The 12,339-nt window shown below is 44.8% G+C and carries 15 protein-coding genes; all 15 read right to left on the minus strand.

What is annotated here, in order from left to right:
• Positions 1 to 6: 6 nt before the first annotated feature.
• The 15 genes from LDB26_RS21290 to LDB26_RS21360 all read right to left on the minus strand — a co-directional run bounded on the left by LDB26_RS21290 (position 7) and on the right by LDB26_RS21360 (position 12,258).
• Positions 7 to 432: a hypothetical protein gene (locus LDB26_RS21290; RefSeq protein ID WP_257542512.1), complete on the minus strand. Its 426-nt coding sequence runs from the start codon at positions 430 to 432 to the stop codon at positions 7 to 9.
• On the minus strand, positions 432 to 2,720 hold the full coding sequence (locus tag LDB26_RS21295) for a DNA polymerase (RefSeq protein ID WP_257542514.1): 2,289 nt from the start codon (positions 2,718 to 2,720) through the stop codon (positions 432 to 434). Before LDB26_RS21295 ends, LDB26_RS21290 begins: the two co-directional genes overlap by 1 nt.
• A complete protein-coding gene (locus LDB26_RS21300; protein WP_306812075.1) occupies positions 2,705 to 3,160 on the minus strand; it encodes an HNH endonuclease in 456 nt (151 codons plus the stop codon). Before LDB26_RS21300 ends, LDB26_RS21295 begins: the two co-directional genes overlap by 16 nt.
• A complete protein-coding gene (locus LDB26_RS21305; RefSeq protein WP_257542516.1) occupies positions 3,157 to 3,330 on the minus strand; it encodes a hypothetical protein in 174 nt (57 codons plus the stop codon). Before LDB26_RS21305 ends, LDB26_RS21300 begins: the two co-directional genes overlap by 4 nt.
• A 426-nt stretch (positions 3,331 to 3,756) precedes the next feature.
• The gene (locus tag LDB26_RS21310; RefSeq protein ID WP_257542518.1) at positions 3,757 to 4,719 is read right to left on the minus strand and encodes a hypothetical protein; all 963 of its coding nucleotides are present in this window, start codon (positions 4,717 to 4,719) and stop codon (positions 3,757 to 3,759) included.
• Positions 4,716 to 5,972, minus strand: a complete 1,257-nt coding sequence (locus LDB26_RS21315) for an AAA family ATPase (protein ID WP_257542520.1) — start codon at positions 5,970 to 5,972, stop codon at positions 4,716 to 4,718. The genes LDB26_RS21310 and LDB26_RS21315 overlap by 4 nt, the downstream gene beginning before the upstream one ends.
• An 11-nt stretch (positions 5,973 to 5,983) precedes the next feature.
• Positions 5,984 to 6,475 (minus strand): hypothetical protein, encoded by a 492-nt coding sequence (locus tag LDB26_RS21320; RefSeq protein ID WP_257542522.1) that lies wholly within the window; start codon positions 6,473 to 6,475, stop codon positions 5,984 to 5,986.
• Positions 6,462 to 7,208 (minus strand): toprim domain-containing protein, encoded by a 747-nt coding sequence (locus tag LDB26_RS21325; protein ID WP_257542524.1) that lies wholly within the window; start codon positions 7,206 to 7,208, stop codon positions 6,462 to 6,464. Before LDB26_RS21325 ends, LDB26_RS21320 begins: the two co-directional genes overlap by 14 nt.
• Positions 7,209 to 7,577: 369 nt before the next feature.
• On the minus strand, positions 7,578 to 8,216 hold the full coding sequence (locus tag LDB26_RS21330) for a hypothetical protein (RefSeq protein WP_257542526.1): 639 nt from the start codon (positions 8,214 to 8,216) through the stop codon (positions 7,578 to 7,580).
• Between the two features lie 11 nt (positions 8,217 to 8,227).
• Positions 8,228 to 8,665, minus strand: coding sequence for a hypothetical protein (locus LDB26_RS21335; protein ID WP_257542528.1), 438 nt, complete (start codon positions 8,663 to 8,665; stop codon positions 8,228 to 8,230).
• A 416-nt stretch (positions 8,666 to 9,081) separates the two neighbouring features.
• Positions 9,082 to 9,408 carry a hypothetical protein gene (locus LDB26_RS21340; RefSeq protein ID WP_257542530.1) on the minus strand — a complete coding sequence of 109 codons (327 nt, stop codon included), beginning with the start codon at positions 9,406 to 9,408 and terminating at the stop codon, positions 9,082 to 9,084.
• 556 nt (positions 9,409 to 9,964) lie between these two features.
• Positions 9,965 to 10,255, minus strand: a complete 291-nt coding sequence (locus LDB26_RS21345) for a hypothetical protein (RefSeq protein WP_257542532.1) — start codon at positions 10,253 to 10,255, stop codon at positions 9,965 to 9,967.
• A 345-nt stretch (positions 10,256 to 10,600) separates the two neighbouring features.
• Positions 10,601 to 10,915, minus strand: coding sequence for a hypothetical protein (locus tag LDB26_RS21350; protein WP_257542534.1), 315 nt, complete (start codon positions 10,913 to 10,915; stop codon positions 10,601 to 10,603).
• Positions 10,916 to 11,761: 846 nt separating this feature from the next.
• Positions 11,762 to 11,929, minus strand: a complete 168-nt coding sequence (locus tag LDB26_RS21355; protein WP_257542537.1) for a hypothetical protein — start codon at positions 11,927 to 11,929, stop codon at positions 11,762 to 11,764.
• Entirely contained in the window at positions 11,929 to 12,258 is a 330-nt protein-coding gene (locus LDB26_RS21360) for a hypothetical protein (RefSeq protein WP_257542539.1), read from the minus strand. Before LDB26_RS21360 ends, LDB26_RS21355 begins: the two co-directional genes overlap by 1 nt.
• Between the last annotated feature and the right edge of the window lie 81 nt (positions 12,259 to 12,339).

The raw sequence follows: 12,339 nt of genomic DNA on the forward strand, positions 1-12,339 counted from the left end.
TCTCTCTTATACGAATGGGAAGTTAGATTGAGGATTCATTTTAGCGGTTACGTTAGTACGATCCCCGTATTTAACGAGCATAAAGAACATAGCACGATCTTCTTTATTCTGGATGTTTATTTTAGTAGCCCATTCAGTAGCTAGTCGATACCGTTCAAACAGAGCATCATCGCAGGTGACGATAAGATTAATCTCGCCCTTACGGAATGTGCAAAACGAGTACTCGGCACCCATCATAACATCATAGTGTAGTGGGCAAGGCACATAACCTAAACCCTCCAGAGTACCAAGATCAGCCTTGTCGTGTAGTAGTACACAAATATCTAAGTCGGTGTCCGTTACAGGTGGGTTACAAATAACACGCGAACCTCCAGCAAAGCAGTCCTTAACGAACTCTTTAAACTCATAAGGTATTTCAGTATTGACAGTCATTAGCAATGTTCCTTACTCATCATGTTCAGGCCGAACTCAGGTACAGCCGGGAAAGGTGTAGTGTCATAACCCCATTCTTTATACGCAGGAATCAACTCACACATATAACGTGGTGTATCGGCCATAAGCCAAGCTACGTACTTACCAACGTACCGTGCCCACTCTTCGTTTATACAGTCTAGATAGATTGCGTCGTGTACAGTGTTAATACAAAGTACAGCACCACCAAAGAAGTCGTTAGCAACGAGCCAGCGAAGAACCCTACCACAAGCTGATTGAACAATAAACGAGCTTTCACCTTGGATTGGGTAGTTACTAATCTGAGTATCTTTGTAATCCATAGTCTGCTGCCCGTTCTTACGGGTAGCGTACTGGCGGAAACTATAGCAAGTACCACCGGGTGCACGGTAGTAACCACGGCGGTAAATACTCCACATACCTTCGTCGGTACATTCACGATGTAACCCCTCAGGCAGCGAACCTGTAATCTCTACCTCTTTACGAATGAGTTGCTTAAACGCAGTGGCCTGTGGGAAAAGAGCCGCTTCTGTATCCAAGAACGCTTGCGCATCCTCGATACTACAACCAGTGGCGAATGAGATGCCGTGGGCACTAGCACCGTATTGGGCAGCGAACGCTTGTGGCTTAATTTGAGTACGTAACTCTTTATACTCTTTGTAAGCTGGGTTCTCCTTATTAGTAGCTTTATCAAGTACCACCTCATACGGTTCTTTGAGCTTACCGGCTAGTCGATAACAGTGCATATCTGTACCACTGAGCAACTGATCTAGCAGGTTCCTATCACCAGAGGCAGCAGCAATATCTACTACTTCCAATGCAGTATAATCTACCTCGACAATGCGCCCGTCTTTCCCGAATCGCGACGAGAACATTTCTTTAACGGTACTTGTCCCTTCACGTGGAAGGTTCTGTAGATTAGGAGTACTACTGCTAAGACGAGTGGTAACAGTTGCACAACCATTAAGACTATGATGAATAATTCCATCAGGCCCAACATATTGCAACATCCCCTTAGTTTTCTTTGGTTCACCTTTAGCGTTGTATTCTTGAACCAAGTAGTAAGTGCTGTTGTCTTTGTCTAACTGAGCTAGCTCTTTAAGCGGCTTAGCAAACGCAACAAAGTTCGCGAGTAAGTCGAGGGAGTCTTTGCCAGTCGAATACACAGGCGTGATTCCATCGGATAAGGTTTGCTTACCTCGGAACTCGGCTCGCTTGTCCAAGTACTGAGATGAAACGTGACTAGGAAGATCAGCAAAATCGACCAAGCCTTTAAAGTTGTAAACATCATCGCCCCACTTGAGCTTAGGTACATCAGAGTCGATTGGGAATACCTTAGGTATACCCTTGTTCTTACCTGACTTATAGATTGTAACATTCATCATCTGTGAAGGTTCAATCTGATCTACTGGAATGAACTTGCCTAGTACTTCATAAGAATCAACCTTCTCGAACTTAGGTGGATCATAAGGTACTTTCTTATCATATTTAACAGGGCCACCAAACAGGAAGGCACTCATATGATAACCACTGCCGAAGTTAAATTCAAACTCGGTTGGTAGATCAGCGGGTAGCATTGCTTTAATCTGCTGACGGATTACATCAGCACGTACTAGCTGTTCTTTGTGGTTGCGTTCTGCAACTTCCATATCTACATACAGACCGTGGAATGTACTGACAGCGTTGAAGACTAGTGAGTCCATACGCAACCAGAACATCTGTAACATACCACGTTCTTCTAGCAACCGGTACTGATTGAAGCACGCGATACGTGTGTTCTCAATATCACCCTCAGGCCCAACAAGGTAACGGATAAGCAACTCAGGATCAATCTCAGAAGTCTTTACACCCTGTTCCCAAAGTATCTTAACTTCGTCAATCTTCTTAGTGCCGCCGTACTTAACTGCTGTGTCTTCAAGACTAGGGTATTGATCTACTTGGTGAGTCAGCAGGTACTCAGCGTACTGCGTACAGAACACCTTACCACCTCGCTTAATGAAAGCAAGGAACGCCTCTTTATGACGACCAAGGAACCAATGAATCTCAAACGTAGCGTTATGTGCTACGAGGATTGTAACGTCTTTAATGAACTCATCGAACCACAAAGAGCTGTCAGCTTCTTCACGACTGTTGAAGTAGCAGTGACCTACAGGCCCATCGTTAATAGCCCAACCCGGTGCAACAATGTAGTTCTGTTCGCAGTGCGGAGAGCTGAGGTGGCCTAGGTGCGGATTGTTCTGAGTCTCAAGATCGACTACGCCGAACGACATAAGTATGTTCCTTTGATAACCTTAGTAATTACAGCAGGGTCTACACCGTACTCCCTAGCTAGAGCTAGAGTACCATTAGGGTTAGGTTTAGGAGCTGTGCCTTTAACCCAGCGTGCCTTAATAACTGTAACATCTTCAGCAGACAGGCGTTGCCTACTAGGCACTGATTTAGCTGAGCGCCCTTTATTTGCCCTATCCTTGTTGTTATCAGCACGTGTTCCAAGTATAAGGTGTGTAGGCTCAATGCACCTAGGATTGTCGCATGTGTGCATAACTACTCCGGCCATAGTATGCACGTCTAGCCCATTAGCTTCCGCATAAACTATACGATGGGTTGTTGTTAACTTACCAGCATACTGCTGCATATGGTAACCTTCAGGCCGTAAAGATTTAGTATAACCGTGATCTTTGCACTCAAGGTCAACGATACCAAAGCTCATAAACCCGCCTCTGCCTTCTCGACACTGTTGATAATGCTGGCGGCTTCTCTCAAATCGCCCGCAGCTTCTTTGTACAAAGATTCTAGAACATAATCCTCTTTATATTCTGCCAACTTAGCACGGTGTATATAACCATCTGCCATAAGTTTCAAGAGGTCTTTTATATTCATTTCAGCGGCCTCACATAAACAAAGTAGAACCAAGTTAAGGCTATCATACAGGAACCTCTTTACGTCCGTGGGTAAGCTGGATTAGCTTACCACCACGATCTTCATACCATGTACTAACCCAAGGCCCACGAAAGGTTAAGGCCCATGTAGTACGCAGCGCTTCAATCTTATGAAAACAATTACGTGGTGTGTACTTAGGGATTAGACTAGGACTCCACCACCGCTTACTATAAGGTCGAATACATCGCTCAAGCACTTCACCCCACAACCACCAAGTCAAAGCATTAAAGGCATGTGAGTGAAAAGCATCACGACTTCCTTTATCGAAGCGCAACAATGCAATACTACCGAACCGTTTACTTTCAAACAAGAAGTACGCACGTACACCAGACTTCACACCGCCATCAGGAGCAGACTCTAGCAGTCTCATGTTACATCCTCCACGAACTTATCAATACGTAGCTCCATTACCTTAGGTAAACGAAGCACACCCTTACTGGATTCTTGTAGAGCTTTCAGATGGAAGATTTTACCTATCGGGTTATGTGGGTGATCCATCTTGAGCGCATTGGTTGTGGCTAGTTGCCAACACTCTGTAAGAGCAATACGTTTCTCATCAGTCCACCCTTCACCAAGATCAGCCCAAAACAATTTACCTTTGTACTTGAATTGCAGCCGTGCAATCTGACCGGTACGTTTACCCTTACCAGTCTCTACAGCAAGACACTTCAAATCCACATGCAGATCACGTACCTTCTTAACTACACGATAGCCTTTGTGACCAGCTTCGTAGTTAGCATCCAGCTGCTTACCTACAATACCTTCACCACCTGCAGCAATTTCCTCAGCTGCGTACAAATCAAATTCAGCTTGTGAGTGCAGCATCCGGCCTTGGGCTTTGTACGTGTTGTAAGGTAGTGCTTGTACCTTCAAGCGACGTTCAATAAACGGAACTGGGCTGGAACCACGTAGTACATCAGCGAAGGTCAGTATATCATGAAAGATAATATCAATACCTTTCATCAAATCACGTTGGTCAATATCCCATGCTTGAACACGATTAGGATTAACCAAACCACTAAGTACCTCAAGACTACACTGTGTGTTAATCAACTCACCAATCAGCACAGTCTCTTCCCTGTCGTGCGGGATGTACGGGTACAGTAGATCATTCACTTCGTCGTAGAATTGTTTACCAGTACGCGAGATAGCTACTTGATTACCTCGATGCAACAGCACAGCACAGAACACACCATCATATTTCTTTTCACCCCACATAGGGTACTTGATCTTGTCGGTAGGCACATCATCAATATGCTTTACCAATTGAAATGGTTTATCTGTGTGACTTAGATGTAGCAGTACTTCTTGTAATGGGCACATGGTCATCCCCAAATATTCTTTTCAGGTGTGAAATAAACCTCAAGCTGGTTTGTACTACTGCAACCAGTCCGAGCTAGTTTGTTCTTAGGTGTACTGATACCACGCAGGTTCTGCACTTCTACGTTGTTCAGCGCACCCATCATAATACACAAGTCCAAAGTAGTTTGAATACCCACCTTAGAGTTCTGCATTGCGCTAAGGGGCGGGTACAACATATCCATACCTTCGCCAGATACTTGAGTTGTACCAATGTGCAAGAAGTCTTGCATTGCAGCCAGCTCTCGCATAGTGTTCCATGCTTCCTCAAGCTGAGCTACATCATTAGCACCTGTGCTGTTACTACCACTACGAATACGGCCAGTCATATCAGTGACTACACAGTACGGCTCATGTGCTTCAATGATACGAGCTACTTGCGACGTGTTCATACCGTGAATGTTCACTAGTCGAATACTATCTCTAGCACCAACTATACCAGTGTATGCCGGTACAAGCTTCCCTGAACGTGCTTGGGAAAGTAGCTCGTCCCTTGTAAGACTAAGCGCAGTTTGATATACCCTTGGGGTAAGAACTTCTGCGGTACTCTCATTGACACAATACAGTGCGCAGCGGTTAGGGTACATGGTCTTAGCTTGTTTAGCAAAGTCAACCAGCATTCGTATAAGGAGACTTGATTTACCTTTGTCAGTCGGTGCGGATACACAAATGTTATGACCACCTCGCAAACCTTTAATGCGAGAATGTAAGGTTGGAAAGGTGGTGAGTTGTAGCCCGGAGTTGTCTGCATCAGCTTCGATATAAGCGAGTACATCACCGTCTGCCCATTTAGCCCCGGCGCTGGTATCAATCCTTCTACGGGACTCTGTAGCCATTCGACTGAGTTCAAAGGTAACATCAACATCATCGCCATTATTGAATGCAGCTAGAACCGCACCAGCCTTACCAGCAAATGCCAGTTCCTCTAGTTGGTTCTGAGTCTGCAAGATAATTTCAGGTGCTACAGGTTCTCGCAATTGATTCAGGATTGCAGACGTTACAGCTAACTGAGGTGCATCTAGATTAGCACGCAACCTCATCATAGTTAACAGTGCGTCTAGGTCTACACGTTCTGCATCGGGATACGCTTGAAAATACAAACCGAACCAATCCAGTAATGAACTAGTATGGCCGACAACCATATCTCTAGGTACAGCACTGATGAGTGCTCGGTATTTCACTCGCGGCATCAGCGCCACTAATATATTCTTATCGAGACTCAAGAGCTGTATCCTTATTCTACAATCAGTTCGCCGGGGATAACTTGCTCTGGTTTCTGTACTAATGTCTTATACAACGTATAAATCTCTATGCTTCGACCCGGTTCGTTCTTAGCACGTGCAGCAGCCTCTCGCATAGCGTCGGCCTCATTAGCATAGGTGCGCGGCATATATCGACTACCCTCTGGCCCAAATACCTTATAGGCCACCCGCTTCGACGTGGTATTAACAGACTCACCACATTGTACTTTAGAAGCCGTGTAACGATTGAGTGCATCAACCAAACCCGGCGAGCTATACCAAGTAACGTAAGCTGAACCATCGTTCACTGTTGAAACATAACCGAGTTCTCGGAGCTTCAACAACTCAAACGAAACATCAGAAGGTGGTACACCTACCTGCACTGCTAGCGCATCAGTCTTACGGCCCGCATTACCACGTACAATCAATTGATTAACAAGGCGCAATTGCAGAGTATTGAACGGATAGATTTTAGAGCTGGACATTACTATTTCCTTTAATGATTGTACGCCACCACTCAGGTGACATATCTTTAGGGTCTTGATCTTCTGGTACAACTACAGTGTAGCAGGGTACGCCTACTAATCGGAGTGCTCTAATAACGGAATGCGTACCAGCCCGGCCAGCATCATCACCATCTAAGAGCATCACAACTTCTTTAGCTTGAAGTAACTGTACTAGCAAATCGTTATACAACGACGTGCCCATTAGCGAAATAAATAACCAGTCATCAGGTGCGAAAAATTGTCCCTTACATGCGCTGAACAAATCCTCTGTGAGTACCACAGTCTTAGCTTTAATGGGTGCAGGATTAGCTCTAACGTAACTGCAATCTCCATAGTACTTATACCACTTGCTAGGAGAGTGTCCGGTAATATCTCTACCAACACATTGATCTTCTGTAGTTAACACAATACGTTTGTCTTGTGCCGACCACTGAGGATTCAAATGCTGTATGTAATCTAGGGTCATGTGCTTGCTGTGCAAGAACATTACAATATCTGAGTACGGTATATTTAAATCAGGTAATGCCAAGTTAATTGAACGAAGAAAGCCGGGATCACCAGCTTTACGATTAGTAGGTCGTACATCATCTAGAACCTTAACAAACTCTTTCTGTACAACGCCACCCTTATGACAAGCATGGCACCAGCAAGTATATTTATCTGTTAGGTTCTTTACTACAAGGTTAGGCCGTTTCTCTGCGCCGTGGTACACCCGCTGTGTTCTACCAATAGGCAGCTTCTTTGCAAGATGCAGCCATTCGGACGGGTGTAAGCAGCTCATTAATCAGGCACCTCTGTAATAACCACCAACTCATTAGTGTACCGGGAAGTATCACCAACCTGCAGCTTTACATTCTCACTCTCAGATAGTAAGTACTCTGTAAGAACCTCTACAGTACAGTACTGCATACCTGTATCTAGTTTCTTGTACCAAGTTCCATCTACTAAGAACTCAGCGTTAACCTGCACATCTTTTAGGTAGCACTCTTGTAAGAGTCTCATAGCTAGTACCTCTTTGTGGTTGATTCACTGGAAAGGGCTGCGAGTGCAGGCCAGCCCTTTCTATCAAGCAACTACATTGTTACTCTTGAGCGTCCGCTTGAGTGCTAGTACCTTCACTTTGCGGTTGTTCCTCTTCTTCCTCTTCGGCAGGTGCATCAGCCAGTACTACACGGCGGATACCAACTACAACAACCTCAGCACCGAAGCCTTGGCCGTAGAAGAACTTGAATTGCTTGGTGCCATCTTCGTCTTCTGCTTGACCCAGCAGGACAGCACGAACTACATCAGCAGTTTCACCCTTACCTACTTTCAGGTCATAGGTTTGACCATCTACCAGTTGCTCACGCAGTGCTTGTGCTTCCAGCTTAGCGGCAAGACCATCACGTTTGGTTTCAAGACGGCTGATGTTCTTAGCGATGGTAGCGGAAGTCACTGTACCTTCCGGCAGATCGAGAACAACCTTACCGTAGGACACATCATAGAAGCGAGCATCGAAACCTTCGCCAGCACTAAAGCGGAACTCAGCGCTACCGTTCTCACGAACACGTTGGCCCATCAGAGTAGCTTCAATAACTCGGGCAGTCTCGCCTTTACCAATATGGATGCTATAGGCTTGACCTACAACCAGTGTTTCACCAGCGATAGCAGCAGTCAGTTCAGCGCGCAGTACTTCGATTTCAGCGTTGATTTTGTCAGTCAGGATTTGTACTTTGGACATTATAAGGAACCTTATTTAGATTTGGATTTAAGTTGTTTAGCTTGGACAAGCAATTTGTAGTCACGCAGTACGTTCATACGAAGTACATGCTGACACGCTACATACACAGCCTCAAGGCTACATACAGCGGGTGAAGTCATTGCAGTCTTTCGATCTACAGTAACGACAGGATAGCTATTCCCGTCTACTTCAAGGCGCATCTTCAACAGGGCTTCAAGAATATCTTGAGCCTTCACACCTTGCAAAGCGCAAGCACTCCGTACATCACTACGCAGATCAATGTCAGTGCTTAGTACATGATAAGTACCAACCATAACTGCAGTATGTGGATCAACAGATTGCATATCACGCAATGCAAATTCAGTACTAGGACTCTTAACAGGACTCAAGAAACCTGCAAGGAATGCACGTACAGTGTTTTCAAGTTTTACATCTAGAGCGTAGCTCATCTTCTTCTCATCATTTCAGGGAACACACGTTGTAGCACTTAGTGCGCTCTTATATTAATGTAGTAAGCTAGTCTTCCCACCTAAAGGGTGAGACAGCTAACTTCTATGCTCTGAACAGCATCCGTGATTTATAAATATAAGAGTCTCAGTCTTATACTTCTTATCCACCCTATAACCTACGTGTTCTAAGCTAAGTACTACACGTCTATACCCTAAGCAGTACAGATACAGAAGAATGCTAGGTAATCATCTGCTAGGTACTCTTGGAACTCTAATTGATACAGATACAAGCTCATACAGTTCTCTATTGAAATATCAATATACATAAGACAATCACGTTGTCTTTATCGGGATCATTATACTACAGACATAAAGAACCTATTAAGATCAGAGTCCTAATAGGTTCTCTCTATCACCTAGTACTCAGGGTTGAAGCTAGGAGGTGTAGCATAAGGCATACCTGCACTGCGAGTACCAAACCCAATCCACTCTGGCAACCGACTAGGTACACTGTACATCAACAGATCGTATTTCTGCGCCAACTCTTGCAACTTGCCCAACATCTCAAAACGAGACACACTACTATCATGTGCTCGCTGAACATCATTCAAGAAATAATCTACACCTTTTGGCGGATTATCCAGCAGCATGTGTGCTCGTTTCTTTTCGATGGTTGGATGATACAGCTCATCTGGAATCAAACAACCTACAAGACACATACCACCTTTACCGTCACGGTACATACAAGCTGTAGGGTCTTTGTCGAAGACTTATTAGGCATTGTGATAGCGTGCTTTACCATCCTATCAAACAGCGCTTGCCGATCACCTGTAAGGATAGGTGAAATAGCTTTAACTACTTGTACAGGGGATACCGTTTTCGGTTACTGCGGGAGTAGTGCCGTCGATGTTGTGATCTATATTCATGCGAACCTCTAAATTGAGTTGTGAGTGTAGCTTAGTGCCAACGGGTAGCTCGGTTAGCTTTACGTTGTCCTTTACCTTTCTTAGCGCCTTTACGTGTAGGTATACCATCGTAGCTAGGTGCTGATGCTACTTGTATACTGGCAGCGGCTAGTAGCGCCATAGCCACTACGCCGAGCTTACGCACCGAACACCAACCATAGTGCAGCAACTACACCTAGAACAATACTAATTAATACTGGAGTGGTAAAGCATTCCTTTTCGTAGAACTCGTATACAAATTGTCGTTGATCTGTGCTATGCCAATATACAAACGCATAGGTTCTCATACCGCCGATGAACACAGCCCACAAGATAACAACCCAAGCCAAAGCATTTAAGAACATAAAACACCCTCTGGATTATACCAAGGTAAAGTTAACCACACTACATCAGCACTAACCTGTAGCGGCCCAGCGTAGTTACGCTTCAACCACTCAATAGCCCTGCGAAGTACCTGCACCTCAACTTGATTACCAGCTTCATGACTGATCTGCACAGCCTCTGCTAGCTCAAGCTCAAACAGGTGTTGGTCTACTACAATACCAGAGCTAGCTGCAGCATACACTGCGGATGCTTGCCCACTGTGCCACTCATACAGTAGCTGACGTATCTCATTCTGATTCATCTAGATTATCCTGTACCCATTGGATCATGTGGCGCAGATAAGCTCTACGGGAGTTACCGTACTTACCTACCCAAAAGGCATTGCCGTTGTTCTCAGCATTACAATAAGCACCAGTAGCACTACCACCATCGGGGCATGGTACGGGATACACTACATCACCGCTATAGTGCTTCCAACTTCCAGCACATACCCACTTCTCATCTTCGCTGTGTAGTACACAAGATACAGTAGTACTGGCAGTTATAGTGTAGTTACAGATGCTAGTCTTTGGACGTTTACTTTGATCTTTGTGTAGAGACTCTTTAAGCAAACGGTTCAACGCGGTAAGTACAATCTCTTTACGATTCATTGCCAATCCTTTACAGTAACCCAGTTACCGTTCCAAGGTTTATTGTTAAGGAACCATTCCCAGTTCTTCTGGTGCACAGATACACCGCACAAACCGTTCAAGCGTTCCTTCGTTGTATTACTAGACCAACCACCATCACATACCTCTAGAGTATCGCTGTAGTTGCCCTTATCATACCGTGCAATGGCGTTGCCGTGTAACTTCAACACTACAACATTGCCACTAGGGCTGAGTTCTACAGAAGTATTGTCTTTGTGAAAGGTACGGCCATTGCGGAACTCACGTACAGCCTCTTGAGTAATCTTTCGCATTTAACTCACCATTGCTTGATTGAATAATTGTACCGGGCTTATAGCGTGCGCTCTAGTAAACGACTCACCCCGCATGATTTTGAAACTGCTGTACTTATAAGTTCCGCACCAGTCTTGAGCGATAACGTACTGCGAGTGCAGGCTCTCACGACCATCAAGGATCACTACACCTCGATCACCACACACCGGCTGTGTGCCTGCTGCATCTCTATAGAATTGAGCAAAGTACATCAGCGCACCTCATTAGGTTCGTAGTAAGAAGCGCTACACAAGGAGATAATATCTCGCAAGTCCTTAACGCTATCCTTACGAAAGATAATACCAGTGCGGCATTCAACTACCCAGTACTCACCTTCCCAACCAGACCACCTACCTACAGTATATGCTAAACCTCTGTGTGTAACATCTACCGCCCGTTCTTTAAAGAAGCTCCACTTAGTGTATAATTCTCGATTGGCTAGATCGGATACCTCAGCAGCGCACCCCATAGCTATAAGCTTTTGTAAGTTTGCTTTCTTCAATTCTGAAATATACATCAGTACCTCCACATGGCTTCTATGCCGTAAGGATAATTAGCATCTCTTATCGCACTATATACAGCTAGTGCTAATCGTTGTCTGAAACTCATAACACCTCCGTATCAGATGGATTACATAAACCCTCCGATTGAAGGGTTTAAATTATACATCTAGTTCTTGTTAGCTACGTTAGACTCAGCAACGCTAACACCTACACCGTGGTCATCCATCAACAGATTCGCATGGTTCACAGTGATAACATTAACAGCGCAACCACTGAGCATTACAGATGCCAGCACTACAGCTACGAACAGTTTACTAGTTTTCATTATTTAATACCTGCATTAGATTTAAACACTTCGGTATCAAGATCAAGTTGATCCGCCCGAGCTGTGTAGTACTGAGATACAGAGTGCAATGCACCTGCTGCAGCTACTGGTACTAGCGCCCAACCTACAGCTTGAATAAAGTCTACAACTTCGTAAGCAAATTCCATTACTGCACCTTCGGTATGTTCTTGAATTTACGTGGGCGCTTAGCCCAGTTCTTGTAGATACCTAGACGCTGCTCAAACGTACTAAGCTCACCAGTTGCAGCAGTCAGCGCTTCGATAAGAGTACAACCTTTACCAGCACGTAAGTACTTCGCCATGTACTCTGCAATAGCACGCTCAGCACGCTCAGCTTCTTTCTCTGTAATAGTACCTTGGTACACTTGATAACCCAAGGCATTACACATAAAGGAACTTGTAGTAAAAAGTACCCACTGATCCTGATAACCACCTGCTGCTATCACAGCATCAAAGGTTTGTTGTATAGTTCTCATTTGACTTTCCTCGGACGGTTCTTCCAGTCACGGTAAATGGCTAGCCGGTCGTTGAACACTGTAAGCAAACCTACAGCACTG

It is taken from the genome of Sphingobium sp. CFD-1 (assembly GCF_024611115.1).
Classification (GTDB): domain Bacteria; phylum Pseudomonadota; class Alphaproteobacteria; order Sphingomonadales; family Sphingomonadaceae; genus Sphingobium; species Sphingobium baderi_A.